General features: G+C 67.7%; 24 protein-coding genes. 14 read left to right on the top strand and 10 right to left on the bottom strand.

Annotated features, from left to right (window positions below):
* The first annotated feature begins 28 nt into the window (after nt 1-28).
* The 5 genes from AB0F43_RS31395 (at nt 29) to AB0F43_RS31375 (ending at nt 4089) form a co-directional block, all read left to right on the top strand.
* The gene (locus AB0F43_RS31395; RefSeq protein ID WP_360484997.1) at nt 29-958 is read left to right on the top strand and encodes a hypothetical protein; all 930 of its coding nucleotides are present in this window, start codon (nt 29-31) and stop codon (nt 956-958) included.
* Complete coding sequence (locus AB0F43_RS31390; RefSeq protein ID WP_360484994.1) at nt 939-1922, top strand: aminoglycoside phosphotransferase family protein; 984 nt, start codon at nt 939-941, stop codon at nt 1920-1922. Before AB0F43_RS31395 ends, AB0F43_RS31390 begins: the two co-directional genes overlap by 20 nt.
* A 501-nt stretch (nt 1923-2423) precedes the next feature.
* The gene (locus tag AB0F43_RS31385) at nt 2424-2732 is read left to right on the top strand and encodes a hypothetical protein (protein WP_360484991.1); all 309 of its coding nucleotides are present in this window, start codon (nt 2424-2426) and stop codon (nt 2730-2732) included.
* A gap of 331 nt (nt 2733-3063) precedes the next feature.
* Nucleotides 3064-3276 carry a DUF397 domain-containing protein gene (locus AB0F43_RS31380; protein ID WP_360484988.1) on the top strand — a complete coding sequence of 71 codons (213 nt, stop codon included), beginning with the start codon at nt 3064-3066 and terminating at the stop codon, nt 3274-3276.
* A 117-nt stretch (nt 3277-3393) separates the two neighbouring features.
* Nucleotides 3394-4089, top strand: coding sequence for a DUF5753 domain-containing protein (locus tag AB0F43_RS31375; protein ID WP_360484985.1), 696 nt, complete (start codon nt 3394-3396; stop codon nt 4087-4089).
* 33 nt (nt 4090-4122) lie between these two features.
* Here AB0F43_RS31375 and AB0F43_RS31370 read toward each other — a convergent pair whose 3' ends face one another.
* The 5 genes from AB0F43_RS31370 to AB0F43_RS31350 form a co-directional block, all read right to left on the bottom strand.
* Nucleotides 4123-5019 (bottom strand): aminoglycoside phosphotransferase family protein, encoded by an 897-nt coding sequence (locus AB0F43_RS31370; RefSeq protein WP_360484983.1) that lies wholly within the window; start codon nt 5017-5019, stop codon nt 4123-4125.
* An 11-nt stretch (nt 5020-5030) separates the two neighbouring features.
* Nucleotides 5031-5681: a hypothetical protein gene (locus AB0F43_RS31365; RefSeq protein ID WP_360484980.1), complete on the bottom strand. Its 651-nt coding sequence runs from the start codon at nt 5679-5681 to the stop codon at nt 5031-5033.
* Nucleotides 5678-6790, bottom strand: a complete 1113-nt coding sequence (locus AB0F43_RS31360) for an SAM-dependent methyltransferase (protein ID WP_360484977.1) — start codon at nt 6788-6790, stop codon at nt 5678-5680. The genes AB0F43_RS31365 and AB0F43_RS31360 overlap by 4 nt, the downstream gene beginning before the upstream one ends.
* A gap of 279 nt (nt 6791-7069) precedes the next feature.
* Nucleotides 7070-7273: a hypothetical protein gene (locus AB0F43_RS31355; RefSeq protein WP_360484974.1), complete on the bottom strand. Its 204-nt coding sequence runs from the start codon at nt 7271-7273 to the stop codon at nt 7070-7072.
* Nucleotides 7273-7422, bottom strand: a complete 150-nt coding sequence (locus tag AB0F43_RS31350; RefSeq protein WP_360484971.1) for a hypothetical protein — start codon at nt 7420-7422, stop codon at nt 7273-7275. The genes AB0F43_RS31355 and AB0F43_RS31350 overlap by 1 nt, the downstream gene beginning before the upstream one ends.
* Nucleotides 7423-7862: 440 nt before the next feature.
* Here AB0F43_RS31350 and AB0F43_RS31345 point away from each other — a divergent pair, with 440 nt between their 5' ends.
* Both AB0F43_RS31345 and AB0F43_RS31340 read left to right on the top strand, forming a co-directional pair.
* Nucleotides 7863-9014: a hypothetical protein gene (locus AB0F43_RS31345; RefSeq protein WP_360484968.1), complete on the top strand. Its 1152-nt coding sequence runs from the start codon at nt 7863-7865 to the stop codon at nt 9012-9014.
* Nucleotides 9007-9303 (top strand): hypothetical protein, encoded by a 297-nt coding sequence (locus AB0F43_RS31340; RefSeq protein WP_360484965.1) that lies wholly within the window; start codon nt 9007-9009, stop codon nt 9301-9303. The genes AB0F43_RS31345 and AB0F43_RS31340 overlap by 8 nt, the downstream gene beginning before the upstream one ends.
* Nucleotides 9304-9337: 34 nt before the next feature.
* Here AB0F43_RS31340 and cutA read toward each other — a convergent pair whose 3' ends face one another.
* On the bottom strand, nt 9338-9655 hold the full coding sequence (gene cutA, locus AB0F43_RS31335; protein ID WP_360484962.1) for a divalent cation tolerance protein CutA: 318 nt from the start codon (nt 9653-9655) through the stop codon (nt 9338-9340).
* Nucleotides 9656-9757: 102 nt separating this feature from the next.
* Between cutA and AB0F43_RS31330 the strand changes: the two genes are divergently transcribed.
* The 5 genes from AB0F43_RS31330 (at nt 9758) to AB0F43_RS31310 (ending at nt 13808) form a co-directional block, all read left to right on the top strand.
* Nucleotides 9758-10504, top strand: a complete 747-nt coding sequence (locus AB0F43_RS31330; protein WP_360484959.1) for an SDR family oxidoreductase — start codon at nt 9758-9760, stop codon at nt 10502-10504.
* A 39-nt stretch (nt 10505-10543) separates the two neighbouring features.
* The gene (locus tag AB0F43_RS31325) at nt 10544-11788 is read left to right on the top strand and encodes a hypothetical protein (RefSeq protein ID WP_360484956.1); all 1245 of its coding nucleotides are present in this window, start codon (nt 10544-10546) and stop codon (nt 11786-11788) included.
* A gap of 953 nt (nt 11789-12741) precedes the next feature.
* Complete coding sequence (locus AB0F43_RS31320; protein ID WP_360484953.1) at nt 12742-12948, top strand: DUF397 domain-containing protein; 207 nt, start codon at nt 12742-12744, stop codon at nt 12946-12948.
* 288 nt (nt 12949-13236) lie between these two features.
* A complete protein-coding gene (locus AB0F43_RS31315; RefSeq protein WP_360484950.1) occupies nt 13237-13575 on the top strand; it encodes a hypothetical protein in 339 nt (112 codons plus the stop codon).
* Nucleotides 13575-13808: a hypothetical protein gene (locus AB0F43_RS31310; RefSeq protein ID WP_360485419.1), complete on the top strand. Its 234-nt coding sequence runs from the start codon at nt 13575-13577 to the stop codon at nt 13806-13808. Before AB0F43_RS31315 ends, AB0F43_RS31310 begins: the two co-directional genes overlap by 1 nt.
* On the opposite strand, the gene AB0F43_RS31305 is transcribed toward AB0F43_RS31310, so the two are convergent.
* Both AB0F43_RS31305 and AB0F43_RS31300 read right to left on the bottom strand, forming a co-directional pair.
* Entirely contained in the window at nt 13756-14427 is a 672-nt protein-coding gene (locus AB0F43_RS31305) for a CGNR zinc finger domain-containing protein (protein WP_360484947.1), read from the bottom strand. The genes AB0F43_RS31310 and AB0F43_RS31305 overlap by 53 nt on opposite strands.
* Before the next feature lie 71 nt (nt 14428-14498).
* Complete coding sequence (locus AB0F43_RS31300; RefSeq protein WP_360484944.1) at nt 14499-15407, bottom strand: hypothetical protein; 909 nt, start codon at nt 15405-15407, stop codon at nt 14499-14501.
* 115 nt (nt 15408-15522) lie between these two features.
* Here AB0F43_RS31300 and AB0F43_RS31295 point away from each other — a divergent pair, with 115 nt between their 5' ends.
* Entirely contained in the window at nt 15523-15732 is a 210-nt protein-coding gene (locus tag AB0F43_RS31295) for a hypothetical protein (RefSeq protein WP_360484941.1), read from the top strand.
* A gap of 240 nt (nt 15733-15972) precedes the next feature.
* On the top strand, nt 15973-16494 hold the full coding sequence (locus tag AB0F43_RS31290; protein ID WP_360484938.1) for a hypothetical protein: 522 nt from the start codon (nt 15973-15975) through the stop codon (nt 16492-16494).
* A gap of 142 nt (nt 16495-16636) precedes the next feature.
* Here AB0F43_RS31290 and AB0F43_RS31285 read toward each other — a convergent pair whose 3' ends face one another.
* Nucleotides 16637-17218 (bottom strand): GNAT family N-acetyltransferase, encoded by a 582-nt coding sequence (locus AB0F43_RS31285; protein ID WP_360484935.1) that lies wholly within the window; start codon nt 17216-17218, stop codon nt 16637-16639.
* Between the two features lie 22 nt (nt 17219-17240).
* Nucleotides 17241-18203: a tyrosine-type recombinase/integrase gene (locus AB0F43_RS31280; protein WP_360485404.1), complete on the bottom strand. Its 963-nt coding sequence runs from the start codon at nt 18201-18203 to the stop codon at nt 17241-17243.
* Nucleotides 18204-18207: the final 4 nt, after the last annotated feature.

The raw sequence follows: 18207 nt of genomic DNA, 5'->3' as shown, positions 1-18207 counted from the left end.
GCATCCCAATGCAGTCAGTGTTCCTGCGGTGGTGACCGAAGCCCACGTCGAACTGGTCCGCGCGGTTCGCGACGAGCACCGTCAGATCGACGCGAGACGGGGTGGCGGATCCTGCCGCGATTCCGCGGTCAGCTACCTCACGTGGGCCAGTGGCATGCTGGCCAGCCGGTTCGCGACGGAGCAGACCGAGACGGACTTCAAGGCCGCGCTGTCCGACATGTACCAGGTCGCCGGGTGGGCCAGTCACGACCTGGGCGATCACGCAGCAGCCCGCCACTACTTGACCGCCGGCCTTGTCCTCGCCCGCGAGGTCAACGAACTTGCCCTCATCGCCGGCGGCTTCTACCGCCTTGGCCGGGTCTCGATTCACCAGGGCCGGGCGCAGGAAGCACTGCGGTTGTGGCAACTCGGGCAGATCGTCGCCCAAGACAGCGGCAACCTCGCCGCAGTCGCAGTCCTGCACGCCAACTCCGCCTGGGCGTACGCCATGCTGGGCGCCGCGGACAGGGTGTCTGACTCCCTGGCCCGCGCTCAAGACGAACTCGGCAGAGTCGACGAAGGCAGCGTCCCGGCCTGGGCGCGATTCTTCCTCGCGCCGGCCGACCTGGACGGGATCTCCGGCGTGATCTACGGCTGCCTAGCCTCCCACGCTGACCATCGGGCTCATTTCGCGCCACGGGCGATCGAGCACGCCGAACGCTCCTACGCGACCAGGGGTGCGGGGGAGGAGCGTAGCCGCACGTTCGACGCGATCAGTGTCGCGACCGGCTACTTCCTCGACGCGCAACCCGCCCGCGCGGCCACAGCCGGTCACCTGGCCGTCGACATGGCCTTGGCGACGGACTCGGTTCGCGCTGGCGATCGGCTTCAGGCGATGGCGTCGCTGGCCCGCCCGTACGCCGCCCATGATGGTGTGAGCGAGGTCCTTGAACGCGTGCGTGCGTTCGCTGGCCGCTAACTTTTACGACGTGACAACTCTCAGCAGCGGCGAACGCGACCGTCTTGATACAGCTCTGCACGACATCGCTAACGCAGCAGGGATCGACCCCGCCGGCGCCATACTGCTCCGCTACACGATGAACGCCGTCTACAAGCTTCCCAGCGCCAACCTGGTGCTGCGCATCGCACCTGCAGCCAAACGTTCCACCGTCCGCCGCGTCACCAAGATCGCCCACCGGCTAGCCGAACTCGACATGCCCACAGCCCGGCTCGCTCCCGAACTGCAGGAGCCGATCGAGACTCCGAACTGGACGGCCTCCGCCTGGACCTACCTTCCGCAGGTCCCCGGTCGACGCCACAGCCCGGCCGAACTCGCCGAGCCATTACTGGCATTCCACTCGCTTCACGGTCTCGGATTCCCGATCCCGCATTGGGACCCCATTAGCCGCGCGCAGTGCCGCCTCGAGAACGCCGCAGCAGCTCAAGATGACGACTTGGGGTACCTGCGAACCTGGGCCGTAGGCCTGGTAGGGCTCGAACTGGATGACCTCGTCGACTGGCTGCGGCAACGCTCCCGCTCGGTCCGGGCCGCCGCATCCTCCACCGACTGGCAGCTACCGATCTCGGTCATCCACGGCGACGCGCACGCAGGCAACCTTCTGACCGACGCTCACGGAAGGACGGTGCTTGGCGACCTGGACTCGGTCAGCATCGGACCGCCCGAGTGGGACCTCGTCCCTGCCGCCCACGGCGTGGAGCGGTTCGGAGATCCACGTGACCAGTACGACGAACTCAGCGCCGCCTACGGCTTCGACCTGCTCTCAGCGCCCACCTGGCCGACGCTGCGGTCGATCCGCGAGCTTCAAATTGTCACCAGCGTCATAGACGGGCTGTCGGGCCGACCCGAAGTCGCAGACGAGCTGGCATACCGGCTCCGCAGCCTCATCGCTGGCGACGCCGAAACCTGGCATCGCTACCGGTAAACGCCGCCACCGCATCGTGGGGGTCCACCTTGGACCCCCACGATGGGCTGAGCAACCCGCGACAACAGGTCGAAACTCGGTGGCATAGGCAACCAATCGCCTACACCCACATGGGCCGGGGCTCCAACCTGATTGCCCCTGGCCCGACACCCCACTCGACCGAGAAACGGGGACAGGTTCATGACTGGCTACTGGCTCTTATCGCAAGCGCATACGACGGTTCCGCACCTCCTGATCGGCCTCGCGGCGGTTGCGTACGCCGTGATGTTCCGCGACATCGCGCGGGAAGTCCGCGGCTGATGACGATCACCGCCCCCCAGGCCACTGTCGCGCAACGCTGTCGTGTCCGGGTCTGGTTCGGCAGATACCCGATCTCTAACTACTAGGCCGAGCCCGAGCTGGCCGAGCGATACGCCGCCGCGTCTTCGAGACGGTTCGGGCTGCCGGTGACCATCGAGCCGGTGCCCGGGGCGATCCGGATCGACAGCGAGGAGCCATGAGGTGACCGACGCCGACCGCCCGGCGATGCTGGGCTACTTCCTCGAGACCTTCCTGATGACGCCCGCCCAGCAAGACCGCGCCCGCAACCTGCTGATCGACTTCGCTGACCGCGCGGGCTCACGGATGACGGCCATCTACATGGAGGCCCTCGATTCACAGCCGGCGGCGATTGAGTCCCTGATCGAGACAGCGCGCCGAGACGGCGTGCCTGCCGTCGCGATCACCACCGCGGATTCACTCACCGAGCAGCACCGCCGGGCACTGGAGGACGCCGGAATCCGGCTCCTGATCGCCGGAGATCCACCTTGATCGGGCGGGCCGGGCATCCTCAAATCCTCCTCCCCGCGGCCGACCTCACGACCGCGGGTGGGTCCCGGCCCCGCCATCTGTCCGGAGCTCCTCAGTCCCGGGACCCCCGAGGTCCCCTGTGCAGCAACCCCGGGACTGAGGACTCCACCTCGACCCGGCTGGCACCCGTCGTGAACAAGGCCTGCGGGCGCCAGCCGCTCCAACTCCGGGATCGGGCGGGATCTCGGCGCGGGGCCTGCCGTCCACCACGTGCTAAGGGGGTGGGGGACGGCGTAGGGCCTCGGTGATGACGAACTGCCTCGCGCCTGCGCGCGTGACCGAGAGGAGAGAGATGACCAACTCGACCACAGCGGTGTGGCGCAAGTCGACCTTCAGTAACCCCAACAACAACTGCGTCGAGGTCATCTTGCTGCCCGATGGCGGTGCGGCAGTGCGAGACAGCAAGCAGCGCGACGCCAGTCCGATCCTTCAGTTCACCAGATCGGAATGGGAGGCCTTCATCGCCGGGGTCAACGATGGGCAGTTCAACAGCTCCCCAAGCTGACTGTGCCGACCGCATCTCCTCGGCACACCTCAGCGTCCGCGCCAGCCCGTAGCCACATCTGGCTGGCATGGACTCACGTCTCTGTCTCGGTTCCCCTGATGCCTGATCGTCTCTTCGATGGAGGCCCAGTGGGGACAGGCTCGGCCACGAGTCACTCGCGCCAGGCAGGACGTGGGAGACGCCCGCACCTTCGGCTGCGAAGGTGCGGGCGTTCTCGTGCTCAACCCGGCAGCGCGGGAGGTAGCCGCTGAGATGTCGGAGCGGGCGGCGAAGGATCCACGCCACGTGCGAGGCTTGGGGACATGGCAGCCGAGCCGCGCCGGGATCGCATCGATCCGCCAGTTGATCCGCTCCTCGGACAACCGCGGATGGTCGCAGACCCGCGGATCTCGATCGCCCAAGCTGGGGTGGTCCTGGGCAAGAGTCCAGCGCAGGTCCACCGGTTCAGCGCCCTCGGCCGCCGCCGTTCGCCGATGTGTAGGTGGTACCGAGTTCGCCGGGCAACTGGCCCACTTGCTGGCGATGGCTCAGCGGCCAAACGTGGAGATCCGGATCATGCCGTTCGACATCAAGGCGCACGCCGGCTTCACGACCGGGCCCTTCACCCTCCTCGGCTTCCCGCCACGTGGTCCGCTGATCGAGCGGCCGATCGTCTACGTGGATGGCTACCTAGGGTTCTTCTTCGGCACCCGAGCTGACGAGGTCGCCGGACACGAAAATGCCTGGGCCAACCTGGCGAAAACCGCGCTCAGCACCAACGAGTCGGCCAACCTCATCACGCAGAGACTGCAGGAACTGCAGCAGCCCGCATAATCACCCTGGTCGGGACTGCCACGCGACGAGCGGCTACAGGGCAACCCACGTGCTCGTACGGTCGCCGGCGCGGATCGCACCGAGCCGCTGGCGGAGCGCGGCCGCGTGGGGCGGGTTCGTTGATCTGCGAAGCGGCCCAGGTAGCTGGGCAAGGTCTCGCATGGTGAGCAACACGTCGAACCCTGCCCAGTCGCGCAGGTCGTAGCCGTACTCGGTGACGAAGGCCTCGATCCAGGTCTCGTCGCGGCCGTAGCGGACGGCTGCGTGCCAGGTCGGGATCAGGTCGACTTCGCGAGGACCGTGGCCGACGCTGTCCCAATCGCACAGGATCGGGCGCTGCGCACCGGTGGTGTCCCACAGCAGGTTGCCGGCCCACGCGTCGCCGTGGATGAGTCCGTGTCCGAGTGGCCACGGGAGTTCGGCGAGTTCGGCCCGGACCTCGGCGACTCTGTGCCGCAGCCAATCGCGGTCCTGAGGGCGGAGCGCTGTGTCGGCCGCGGCCGAGTTCAGCGCTCGCTCGAGGGACTCCAGCGGCGTCCAATGGACCAGGTCGGCGGGCGGTTCACCGGTGTCGTGCAGGGCTCTGATGAGCGCGCCGAGGTCCCGAGAGGTCAGAGGTTTGCCGGTACCTGGCTCTGGTTGAGGGTAGTAGGTCCAGAACGTCGCCGCGGTCGTCTCGTCCACTTCGACGAGTTCGGTGCCGGATAGCGGTGTGGTCGCGCCAAAGCCTTGCTGGCCCAGCCAGCTGGTGACGGTCTGGGTGGCGCGCAACCTGCCCGGATCGGCACCGGTGGCGATTCGAGCGATCGCGGGTACGGCGGGCAGAAGGTAGACAGCGTTGCTGTAGTGATGGATCAGCCGGGCGCCGACGGGGTCGAGGTTGTTATGCCGGCACGCGATGGCGAGGGCGTCGTCCAGGGGAGTGGGCACGGCCAGCAACTCTAGGCGGTGGCGGCAGCGAACTCCCTGAAGTCCTCTTCGACCTGTTGAACGGCTGGGAGGTCGCGGTAGGGAGCCAGCCGGCGACGTACGGAGTTGATGGACGCCAGACCGCGGGCGCTGGTCAGGCCTGCGGCGGCGGGGAGCGCGTCGGTCAGGATCTTGCAGGCCGTGTCGACGTCGACCGTGTTGCCTTTGCCGCGCCGCGCTGGGAGGTACGACGCGGCCAGGGTGGCGGCGGCCAGGACCTCGCGTCGCTGCTCAGCCGAGATGTCCCCAGTGTCCAACTGGCCGGAGTGTGGGTCGTCGCTGGAACGAGACGGGTTAGGGAAGCAGGGCCGTGCCGCGGTGGTGAGGTGGCCCGCGGCCTGGTGCCGAGTATCAGGGACTCGGACGGCCCTGCCTCCGGCGTGGGGATGCTCGCTGGCTCTTGCGGCCGCGCCGGCGACGGTGGTCAGAGCCGGGGACGGGGGGGGGATGCGGCCGCGGACTTCTGGATCGTCGTCCGGGTTCCAGCTGGCCTGCAGTATCGAGCGCTGGCGTGTGGTGATGGCGATGCCGAGAACGTGCTGGATGGCGGCGAGCTTCTGCTCGGCCGACCAGTCACTGTCGAGGATCCGGCCGACTTCGGCGATCTTTTCGGCATCGGTCACGCGCGATCGTCGGCCGGCGTCAGCTCATGCCGGGGGAGCGAGGTGGGAGGCGTGAGCCCTCTGGCCTTCATCTTCTGCCAGCTGGCGACAGTCTCGCGTAGCTCGTCAGGCTGGAACTGCCAGCGCCTGCCCGGTCCGGTCGTCGACGGCAGGAGGCCGTTCTCGGCCAGTCCGATCACCTGGTACCTGCTGTAGCCGGTGATCTCCGAGGCCTCGGTGACGCCGACAGAGCCGGTTGGAGGAGTGGGCGGCACAGATCCAGTGACGCGTCCTACGCCACTGACGACCCACGAATGCAGCAGGCTGCCGGCTTGCAGATTGCAGGCTGGGTCACGGTCAGGCTTGTGGGCGAAGATCTTCTGCTTCGGGAATAGGGCCTTGATCTCGTCCTCGGTACGAAACCGGAGGGTGTCGACCGGGGTGCTCGCGATCACCTGCTCGAGGTAGTTGGCGCGTGCGGCCGCGACCGCGTCGTCGGGTCGCAGGAGGTGGTTCGAGATGACGTGGGATCCGTTAACAAGCTGGTCGACCCAGCGCTGCATGATGCCCGCGGCCTGATCCGTCGTACCGGGATAGTGGATCCAGGCGTCTCCGTAGATCAAGACGATCGGCTGAGACCAGTCGAGCCATCCGTCGACGTCGGGGTGCTCGCGGATCTCGTGGGGGCGGAAGATGTCGGCACAGATCACTCGTACCTGGTCAGCCTGTGCAGCATCGTCGGGCTTCCGCAGCGCGCGGCTGTGGCGGTCGATGACCAAGTGGTCGGTGACGTACAGGACCTTGTGCCCCGAATTCCTGGGCAGCACGATCCGATGGGTGTCCTCGGCGCCGGCGGTTGTTGGATAGCCGGGGTCGCAGTGGATCCACTGCTTGAGGCGTTTGTCGAGCGCCAGGCGTCGTACGGCCGCGGTCCGGAAGTCTTCGCTGAGGATGAACATCGCCCGCACCTCCGGGAAGGTCCGGGCCACCTCGGTGAGGAGCTCGCGTTCGGCCGACCAGGCGTCTTTGCCTCCGAGAGCGGCCTCGCGGAATCGCGCGAAATTCAGCCGAGACAGCTGGGTCAGCCGATGTGCCAGGTGATCCCAGTCGGTTGTTTCCAGCGCGTCCACGATGGCTCTCCTTTCCTGTCGGGCGGTGTGGCTTGGATGGTCGGATGGGAGATTGGAGCGGCGCGACGGATGCAGAGGCAGGTGGCTCGTACGCCCGCCGCGCCGGCAGGGGAGGAGTCCTCGACCCCCCGGGGGATGGGAATCGTCAGCGGCTGGGGAAGAGCTGACCCGGGTCGAGGACTCCGGTAGGAGAGCGGCGGGATCGTGCTCAGCGAGTAAGGGGGATCGCCGAGCCTGGTTTGATGACGCGGGTGAGGAGTCCCGCGATCCCGCCCCGCTCTAGGGGCTCGCGAGTTCCCCCACTGAGTTGGTGGCACGGTACGGGTCGTTGGTGACGCGGCAGCTGGCGAACTGGCGACGCATCGCGTTCTCGAACCACGCGCCCTTGCTAGCGTTCGGCGCGATGTGGTCGATGAACGCGTGCTCGCCGAGCCACACCTTTACCTGGCGGCGGTCGTCGATGCTGTCTACAACTGTGCTCATCAGTGGCCAGCCAGTTCGTCGTTGATGTCGCGGAGGATCTGCGCGTACGCTGCGACGGCGGTCAGGACCAGGGCGTAGAGGACGAGGGTGCTGGTCGACGTACCGGCGGTCAGCGACGCGGCGCGGCCGACGATCTCCCAGTAATGCATGGTGTTCTCCCCGTTGTCTGGTGAGCTGGAGGGCTCACCTCAAGGCGGATTCCGTGTGTGCTTCACCACTTTCCGTAACTGATCTTCGTGGTTTCGCACACGAACCAGACAGGACGGTCAACCCCTCGAAATACCCCTCAGTTCGCGCCGATGGCCAGGCCGGATGTACGGATCGTGGTTTAGCGTTGACGGTGAGCGAGCCTCTGGGGAGGGGACCACGGATGCCTTCCGAAGTTGCAGTGCCGAACGTCCGCCTTCAGCGATTGATCGCTGATCAGGGTTGGACGCAGTCCCGAGCGGCGGAGCTGATCAACGCTGAGTACGAGCGGATCACTGGCCGCCCGGGCAAGTACGGCGAGGAGCAGATCCGGCGGCTGGTCCGCGGCGAGGTGACATGGCCGCACCGGCCGTACCGTGCGGCGATCTGTGCAGTGTTCGGCGTGGCGGATGCCGAGGCCGGTTTCCGGCCGAAACGGCCCGGGCCGCGGCCGGTGGTCGAGAGCGATCAGGATGATGAGAACCTGCGCCGGATCGAGTTTCTGCGCAGCCTGACCTCGGCGCCTGCGGTGGTCGGGCTGCCGCCAGCGCTGCTCGGTGGCCCGCGGAGCAGCAGCGGGGGCACGCATTCTCGGCCGGTGATCCCGCACCGCATCGGGCCGGAAGACGTGCACCAGGTAACCCAGATCGCAAATGTGTTCCGGGCCGCGGATCACGCTGGCCATCCGGTAGCTAGCGAAGCGATGGCCGCTCAACTGCAGCATGCGCTGAGACTTCTTGAGGCGAAAGCTGATCGCGGGACGAAGACGGCGATGCAGATCGCCGTTGGACGCCTGGCGAATGTCATCGGATGGTCGCAGTTCGACGCTGGCTGCCACTGGGAGGCCGATCAGTACTTCAGGGTCGGGCTCCGGTACGCGGAGCAGGCCGGCGCCTGGTGGCTGCGGGCCGACGTACTGACGCACATGGCCCGCCAAGCAGTGTACCTGGACAGGGCTGACGACGCGCTGACGTTGATCGGCACAGCCAAGATCCGCGAGGACCAATTGTCGTCGCTGCGGCGGTCGAGCCTATGCATCGTTGAGGCCCGCGCGTTCAGCGAGATCGGCGAGGCCCGTGAAGCAGCCCGCTCAGTCGATCGCGCGGTCCAGTTCTTCTACGAGGTCGATGACCGCGACGATCCAGACTGGGAGCTGTACTCCGAGTTCTTCAGCGAAGCCCAGCTGAACGGCGACACGGGCCACGGGCTGTGGGCAGTCGCCGTGCATGGACTTGAGACAGCGAATGCGGTCCAGCGGTTGTCGGCGGCCATCGACAGCTACCCGGACCGCTACGCCCGCTCGAGGCTGTTCTGCGTCGCACGCTTGGCCGCGCTATCCCTGCACCAAGGCGACCCCGACGAGGGGGTCGACCTCGGCCAGAAGGCCCTTGCCGCCTCCCGGGAAGTCCGCTCGATGCGGGTCCTGGACGACCTCGGTGAAGTTCACCGCGCCACGACAAGGCTGCGCCATTCGCACACCGGCGTTGCAGCACTGCGGCGTGACATCGCGATGGCGCTAGGAGGCCGCAACTACAAGGAGCTCAGCAATGCCTGACGACGCCGCGATCGACCCGTTGTACGCCCGGGTCGGCGAACTGCTCACAGAATGCGGCGCGACCGTCGGGGAGCCAGGGAGCATGATGCGCGCCTGCTCGCCGAACCCATCAGAATCGCTCCGCGCACTCGAGAAGCGGCTGGGCGGCGCGGGTCTACGGCCACGCGACGTACCGACCTGCCGCGTCGACGAGGTCCAGTTCACTGTGCTGGACCCGATCGACCGAGTCGTGTCGATCACGATCTACCTCGACCCGCTCCGCCGTGCAGGGGCAAGGACGACCAGCTAGCCATGTTCTGCTGCACTGTGAGCGTTCTGGGAGCTCAGGGCAGGGTCATACGGTCTAGCCGCTCCAGGCACGCAGCCGGCCCGGTCAGCGACACAGCCCAGATCTCCGGATCCGAGTCTGGATGCTCGGCCAGCAAGTAGCTCTCCAGCGCGTTGTACCGGCGCGCGGTCGTCCGCAGCGTGACCTGCCAGGCCTCGCGCTGAGTGTCCCGATAGGGATTGCGGTCGACGATCATCACCGGACCGGACACCTGAGCGGTCGCTGCAAACGACTCGGTGACTGCTCTGTCGGCCAGCTGAGCGGCTTCCGCACGCGTTCCGACCGTAGTCGAGACCTGCAGGTAGGCGTCCATGCCATCGGAGTGTAGAGACGCCCTGCCGGGCTATGCACGCTAGTCCGTCCACCCGGTGACCTCCTGACAAGAAAGGAAAGCTCCGCTCGTAAGATCCAGCGCATGGCACGAGTCGTGGTGATCAGCGGTGGTGGTACCGGAATCGGCTTCGCGACCGCGGAGACATTCGCGGCCGACGGCGACAACGTCGTGCTGTTGGGCAGACGAGAAGACGTCCTGGCGGAGGCCGCCGAGAAGATCCCCGGCGCGCGCTACTGCGCGGCCGACCTCAGCGACCCGCAGGGAGCGCGACGCGCAGCCGACTTCGTCAAGCAAGAGCACGGCACCGTCGACGTCCTAGTGCACAGCGCCGGCGGAAACGGCGGCCTCGAGGAGCAGGTCGAACACACTGACTCGCTGGAGACCATTGCCCACGACTGGACCCTGAACTTCCGGCTGAACGTGCTGACCGCAGTGCTGCTCACCGAAGCCCTCAGAGACCACGTCACGGCCCCCGGCGGTCGAGTACTGTTCATCACCTCGATTTCCGCCTACCGAGGATCAGGCCGCGTCGAGTACGGATCCTCGAAGGCAGCGCTCCACCCGTACACCTTCACGCTGGCTCGGGAACTGGGACCGCATGGCATCACCGTCAATGCGGTCGCACCTGGGCTGATCGAGCAAACCCCCTTCTTCGGCGAGCCGCTTCCGGACGAACGGCGTCGTCTACGTATCGCTGAGACCGCGACCGGTCGCGTCGGTCTCCCGAGCGATGTCGCTCAAACGCTGCACTGGCTGGCCTCTGACGCCGCTAGCCACATCACAGCTCAAGTCATCCAGGTCAACGGCGGCGCCGAAAGCAGTCGTTGATCCTATGGTCCAGGCCCGAGGCTCGCAGCGAGGTTTGCAATGGCGATCCGACGGGAGAGGGTGATCCGGTCGGAGGCCGGGGCCAACGAGCCGGATGCGGCGGCGCAGCACGCGATCGCCGAGCTGCATGGCGTCCCAATCGCCGCGGTGAAGCAGGCTGGCTGGCCCGACTGGCTGCGGCAGGCGTTCCGCGATGACCACGCCGTACTTCACTCACCATGGACTCCTGCAGGTACGGTGGTTTCGACCGCCGCGGCCGCGCAGGGAGGCTCGATGGATCGTCGCACATTTCTGATCGCTTCAGGTGGGCTGCTCACCTCGATCGGCACCGAGTGGTCCGGAGCCCTGGATGCCGACGCATCCACTCAGGCCTCGACCGGGCGGCGCCCGCTCACAGCAGCAACACTCGACCGGCTGGAACAGCGCCTGGACGATCTGCGCCGGCTGGACGACAGTCTCGGCGGCGGCGAACTGAGGCAGCTGGCGACCGCAGAGTTCACCCTGCTCAGCCGGCTCGCCGACGATGCACTGTACGGCGACGCGATCGGGCAGCGGCTGGTCACCGCACTCGCGGAGTCGGCCCGGATCTGCGGCTGGCTCCACTTCGATGCAGGGCGGCACGCCGCCGCGCAGTCGTACTACATCTCCGCCCTTCGGGCATCGGCCTCGGCCGGCGACGCGGCCTGCGGCGCCAACGTGCTGGCGTTCATGGCGATCCAGGCCTACTCCGTCCCCGGTGGCAACCCGCAGGATGCGGTGAACCTCGTCCGTACGGCCCAGCAGCAGACCCGCCGGTCGACACCCACGGTGCGGGCGATGCTGCACATGCGCGCCGGTCGCGCGCTGTCGAAGATCGGCGACCGCATCGGCTGCGCACACGAGCTCGAAGCGGCGAGATCGGCTTTCGAATCGGGCTCTGGCGGCGGGGATCCGCCGTGGGCGTATTGGATGTCGGCGGGGGAGATCGAGATGATTGCTGCCTCGTCAGCGCTCGAGCTGGACGACCCACGCCAGGCGCTGGAGTACTTCGCCGCAGCGCGCGAGAGCGCGTACGCCGCCGACGGCTACGCCGGCGACAACGCGCTGTACCTGGTGCGGTCGGCTGAGGCGTACCTTCGGCTCGGCGACATCGACGCCGCCTGCGCTGTCGCCGGCGAGGCACTGGGCCAGATCGACGGTGTCGACTCAGCCCGGCCGAGTGGCGCGCTCGCCGACTTCACCCGGCAACTCCGTCCGTACAGCTCGGCGCGATCAGCGCACGAGTTCCTGGCCCGCGCCGGGTAGTCCGGTCGGCAGTTCGACGAGCCCGCTGCAATGCCCATTGGGCATGGTGGCGGGCTCTCTTGTTCACTGTCTTCTTGCTGTCAGCAACGACTAGTTGAGGGCACGGAAACCCTTTGTGTCCAGGGCATCTGGCGCGAACGCAACAAGGACGCAACAGCTCGCCAGGACGCAACAACGACGCAACAGCGGATCCCTTGGCGACCGTTGGCCTGGTCCGGTTTGGTGGTCAACACACCACGGGCCGGGTTTCCTCCCACCGATCCCGGCCCGTGGCTCCACTCAAATCGGCAACTGGGGAGCAGGGTCTGAATGGACGGCTTCGAGGTGAGCGGCTTCGAGGTGCTGGCGTGGCCGGCCAGCTACCTGTGGTTCTTCGTCCTCCGCGACATCCGTCGCGAGATCCGGGATCTGCCATGACGACCGCGACCAGGCCGGTCCCGCCGCGCCGCGTCGTCCGGGTCTGGTTCGGGCCGCACATCAATCGCCGAGTACCGCGCCGAACCCGATCTCGCCGGTCGGTACGCGGCATCCATGGCACGGCGGTTCCCGAGCCTCAAGGTGACCAACCACCCGCCGATCAGCCACGCGGCCGACTCACCGTCGTGACCGCGCTGCCCTGGCTGGCTGACGCAGCCCCAGTTCCTGATCCAGCGGGATCGGCCGCCTCCTCAACGCAGGTGCTCCTCCTCAATGGCCTGCGCCGGCCGAGTCCCGCTTCCCGGTGCCCTGTCCGCGCGGCCACCCCTGTGGGTTGCAAGGCCAGGGCACCCCTCAAGCCGGTGGGCGACCGGGCTGAACCAGTGAGTGCGGTCGTCCGCCGTTCCAACTCCGGGATCGGGCGGGATCCCGTCGAGGGCCGGCCGTCCCCCACCCCGCCAGGGGAGTAGGGGACGGCATACAGGCCAGCGAGCAGCGAGTGCACGGCACCCCCGGTCGCGATCGAAAGGAAGGCAATGACCGACTCCACCCAGGCGGATTGGCGCAAAGCCACGCGCAGCAACGCCAACAACAACTGCGTCGAGGTCGCCCTCATGCCTGACGGGGGAGCAGCGGTCCGCGACAGCAAGGCGAACGGCCGCGGCCCTGTCCTGCGGTTCACCGCTGCAGAGTGGGACGCGTTCAGGGCAGGGATGAAGGCGGGGGAGTTCGATCCTGCCTGACCGGCCTGATCTGCGCCTGCACGTGGCCCGAGGTTCCTTCGGCGCGTGCGGCCAGCGGCGAGCCTGGCTGGCACGGACTCGCGGACCTGTCCTGATTCCCCTGATGCCTGATCGCTTCTGCAGCCCAGTGGGGGAGAGGCTCAACCCACCTGAGTCACTCGCCGCAGGCAGGAGACGCGACGGCGCCCGCACCTTCCACGACGGAGGTGCGGGCGTTCGCGCGCCGGGCCGCAGAATCACCAGCGGGCCGTCTAGAACAAATTTTCGAATGTGTGGCATCCTGGCCTCATGGTGGGACGGTTCAACGTACGCAGCGGATCCGGCGAGGACGACTGGTCGGTCTGGGACAACGCCGCGAACGGCAACCGGGGAAATGGGCTGTCCGAGGAAGCAGCGCACCGCCTCGCGGCAGATCTTGAGTTGCAATGCGACGTGTACGGCCCACGGTCGCCCGACCAGGTGCGGCGGGTAGACCCGCCCAAGCCGGTAGAGAAGGCGTGGCAGCCGGCGGGCTTCCTGGATGCTTGGATCAAAGAGCAGGGGACCTGGGTCGGCCGGGTCCGTAGACCGGACGGCAAGTTCGTGTGGATCCCGCAGGCCGAGCTGCGCCAGGCGGAGCAGTTCTGATGGCGACCGACCGGGGACCAACCATCCGGCTTCAGGGCGGCCCACAGGACAGGTGGGAGTACTACGAGGAGGACTTTCTCGACTGCATCCGCGCCGCCCAGGCGATGAGCCGGATGCACGGTCGGCCGATCGATCATCCGGCCGCTTGGCCGTTGACCTATGAGCGCCCCGGATCCGGGCTCATCTGGGTGTGGCGTCCGGGCCAGAACTGTCACCCGCAGCCGCTCGCCTGAGGCTTCGGCTGTAAATGCTGGCGCATCTGCGGCTGCAAAACCGGCGCCGGTAGGCCGAGTCCAGTGGGCAAAAGACTGCGCCGCACTCGGGGTTCCGGCAGGTCACTTCAGTGCCGAGCCGGCCAAGGCCAGCACGTACTGCTCTGCTGCTTGCGCAGGTTCGGCTGCAGAACCTCCGTCGCCGGGCCGAGGTCAATGGGCAAAAGACCGCGCCGCACTCGGGGTTCTGGCAGGTCACTTCGATACCGAGCCGGCCACGTCCGGCAAACGCGGCCCGGGTGCTTGCGTAGGTAGCGGCCCGCCAGGTCGACACCTGATTGAGGCGCGCGTCCTGCGCGCGTTGCGGATCCCGCGCGGCGGCGAAGGCCTGACCGGCGGGTGTGGCCATGCGCGCGGCGGCGTTGGCTTGGATCCGGGCGCGCAAAGTGCTGGCGACGAGTCCTCGGCGCCGCTGCAGGCCGTGTTTCTCGCGGTACTGGGCGGCGGTCATGCCGTGTCCTCGCCAGGCGTGCAAGCCGAGGTTCGGCAACGCGCGGCCGCACTCGTGGCACACCAGGCCGTCAGCGGTTTCCTCGAGCAGCCCGTACAGACCGTGCCCGTCTTCGTCGCCGACTTTCATCCGTAGCCATCACCTCCGCGCCCAGCCCGGCATGATGCTGCCACAGCCGGTGCCCGCGCCGGCGACAGCGATCAGCTCTCGAAGTTCGCGAGTCGCTGCCGGTTCGCGTCGCGGCGCCGCTGCGCAGCGGCGACGTTGCGAGTGGTGCGGTTCAATTCGACCTCCAGCGCCCGCGTGCGCCGGTGTGCGTCCCGGAGCTGCTGGCGGGTGTGCTCAAGCTCCTCGGTGAGCCGCTCGATGGTCGCATCGAGATCCGCGATCAGGTGGCTGTGTGCGTCCAGCTGTGCCTGCGCTTCGGCCCGTTCGGCCTCGGCCTCGGAGTACTCAGCCTCGGTGTCCCGGACACGAGATTCCAGCTCGGCGCGTCGTTGCTGCAGCGAGGTGGCAGCTGCAGAGGGCGCCTTCTTCGCCGGTCGGGCGGGACGCTTGGTCGCCTGCTTGGAGCGGGTGCTGCGGATGACCCGTGGTTTCACCGGGGCAAGCTGTGCGGGCGCACCGGTTTCGTCGACCACACCGAAGCCGACGTGGCGCAGCGCGCTGGTGAGTTGCCCGGTTCTCAGCAGCTGGGCTGCGCCAGGGTCGACCACGGCGGCGTCGAGGGTCTCGGTGAGACGTTGTGCGATCTGCTCGCTGACCTCGTGGCCGTGTTCCCGGGCCGTGGTCCGTGCGATCTTCACCAGATGCTGGACCAGGTCGAAGCGGCGAGGTGTCAGCTCTCGCAGCCGGGCTCGGTCTCCCGAGACGTGGGCATGCCGCAGGTCTTCGCCGAGCCGGGTCAGATCGTCGACGTTGTCCGGCTCGGTGCGCACCAGCTGGTTCGCGAGCCATGCAGCCAGTGTCGGTTTCCGCAAGCTCTTGATCGCCTCGCTGCCATTGAGCTCGCCGGCGTCCCTGGCGGCCTTGACCAGGGCGTTGCGGGCAGCGGTGAACTTCTCGGGTGGCAACCCGTACAGCTCGACCGCGGCCGCGTCGACGTCCATGTGCTCCACCATGCGGTCCCACGTGCACTGCGGCAACGCCGGTCGCGTGGTGCGTCTGACCGAGCACGGCGGGGTACCGGGGCGGTCGGCAACCATCTACGAACGGAGGAGAGTGATGGCTGACACGGGCACCGGTCGTCACAGCGGCGACGAGTGGAGCGCCGAGGACGTCACGCAGCTGAGGGAACTTGCCGACGGCAACATCCCGGTCGGGGTGATGAGCGTGAAGCTCGGGCGCAGCGAGGACGCAGTCCGGTCCAAGGCGAAGGGTGAGGGGATCTCGCTGGCGCCGGCGAACCGGTCGCCGTACGGCGACATGAGCTAAGCGCGAGCGCGGTGTTGCGGTCCGGTACGGCGTACCGCACGGATTGGTGACGACCTCGCTGCGCCGCGCGCGATCGCCTCGGTTGGGCGCATCCTGTCGTCATGGGCCAGTGGCGGTGCGGGAAGTGCGAGGGCGCAGACGTTCCCGAGCATCATCGCTCCTGCCCGCATCGCGACCCGCTCCTGAAGGAGTGGGCTCCTACCGGTGGTGTGGCCACCGTTCGGCGGCGCAGGGACGCTGGTGAGCCCGGCACGCCGCCGCGCTGACGCGGCCGCGGTCCGGCTGCCGCCCGATCTGGTCGGGCCGGTCGACCTCGAGCTCGCCCGCGCGGTCGAAACCATCCCGGGGGAGAACGCGCTGCCAGGCGGATCCAGGTACGAGCCGAAGTGGGACGGCTTTCGCGCGGCCTGCGTGCGCAGCGGTGACTCGGCGCGGATCTGGTCCCGGCAGCGCAAGGACCTGACCGCGCAGTTCCCCGACATCGCGGCCGCGGCCGCGCGAATGTTGCCGGACGGGGTCGTGCTGGACGGCGAACTGGTCATTCTTGGCCCTGACGGCCGGCTGAGTTTCGACGCGCTGCAGCGCCGCCTCGTCACCGCGCCCGCGAAGGCTCGCCAGCTGATCGCGGACTATCCGGCGGCCTACGCGGCGTTCGACCTGCTCGCGATCGGCGGTGTCGATCTGCGCACCCAGTGCTGGTCGGTACGGCGTACCCGGCTGGAGCAGCTCGCGGCCGCCAATTGGGCCCCTTATCCGGACTAGGGAGGTTGGAGTGGGCGACAGTCTCGACGCGCTGGGTCCTGTTTGCCTGTCGGCTTGATGTCGATGGCGTTGGAGCAGACCTTGAGCCCTGAAATCCCACCCCAAGTCCTGGCACCGCCAGCTCGTTTCAAGCGGCTATCGCTCAGGTGTCGGTGCGCAGGCGGCCGTGAACGTGCCAGTCGTGCCAGCCGTCGGCGTGCTTGATCGCTTGCCGCAGCGTGCCCTCGAGTCTGTATCCGGTGCGCTCGGCGACCCGGCAGGACGCGGTGTTGGCGGTCGAGTGGTGGATGTTCAGCCGGTTGAATCCGATCTGCCCGAAAGCCCAGGCGGACAAGGCTTTCACTGCTCTCGCGGCGATGGCTCGGCCCCGGGCCGTCGGGGTCACCCAGTAGGACAGGCCGGCTGACCCTTCGGCCAGAGAGATGTTGCGCAGTCCGACCTGGCCGAGCGGCTGGTCGTCTCCGTCGACGGCCGCCCAGCTCGCCGCTGTCTCGGTGTCCCAGCGGTTGGCCCACTGTCCGGTCCACTCACCTGCCTCCTCGAGAGTGTCGAGTCGCCGGACGTGCCAGCGCTGGATGTCGGGACAGGCGAACGCGGTCCGCACTGTGGCGGCGTCGCTCTCCTTCCATGGCCGCAGGACCAGTCCGTCGTTGGTCGCCAGGCGCGGCTGTGCGGCGTCCCGCAGTGTTCCCTGCGGCAAGGCTGGATCGACGAGCAGAGGCATGCCGTGATGCTAGTGCGGGCAGTCAGTCACGGCCCTGGGGCCCGGTCCCGTCCGCAGCCGCGTCGGACGGTGCGTTGATTGTGGGGAGGCCGAGCAGCACTGGGCCGTCGCCGGCGGTCGTGCGTTCCATCTGCTCAAGTTTCTCGTGTGCGCCCGTGAGGCTGACCTTGAGTCCTTCGACCTCGCCGAGCCAGTTGTTCTGTTCGGCTTCGGTGATGCGGGCGTGAAGGTTGGTGATGATCTCGTGGAGCCGGTCGACTTGGGCGGGGTCGGGGCGGAGCAACGCGCAGCGGAGGCAGGCGTGTTCGTGGTGGCAGTTGGTGCCGTAGGCGCGGCCGCAGCTGCCGAGGCTGACCTTGCGCTTGACGAAGTGCCCTTCGAACTCTTCCCACTCCGCAGGGGTTGGTCGGCGGTATTCCTCGCTGGGCCGGGTGAGTCGTCGTTGGCCGATCCAGGTGCGGTGATGGCGGATGACGTCTTGAGGATAGATCGCCGCGTATCCCTGGGTGGTGGCGATGCTCTTGTGACCGAGCAGGACCTGCACGATGTGGGGTGGCAGGCCGCTGGCCAGGGCGTCGGTCGCGAAGATGCGGCGGAAGTCGTGGGTGTTGAAGTGGACTTGTTCTCCGTCGACGACGATGTTGGCGCGTTCGGCGCATCTGCGTAGCAATGTCCAGACGGTGCCGGGTGAGATCGGCCGGAGCTCGGGCCCCCAGTACTTGGCGAACAGATGCGGCAGCGGGGGACCCCACTCGTGGTCGTGCGGGTCCCAGCGTGGCGTCAGTGGGATGTCTTGGTGGCCGCCACGAACGCGGTGGATGACTTCGGACAGGACGTGCACGAGTTCGGGGCCCGCGACGAGGAGGCGTTCCTCGTCGGTCTTGCTGGGTGCGATGTGCAGGAGAGGGATTTCTTCTTCGGTTGATGGGATCCGGTAAGGAACGATCGAGACATGGGTCAGTTCGAGGAGCTCCTCGCAGCGGATTCCG

It is taken from the genome of Kribbella sp. NPDC023972, from assembly GCF_040639075.1.
Lineage (GTDB): Bacteria > Actinomycetota > Actinomycetes > Propionibacteriales > Kribbellaceae > Kribbella.
Note: the sequence above shows the minus strand (reverse complement) of the source record. Positions and strands in the feature narration are given on the sequence as shown.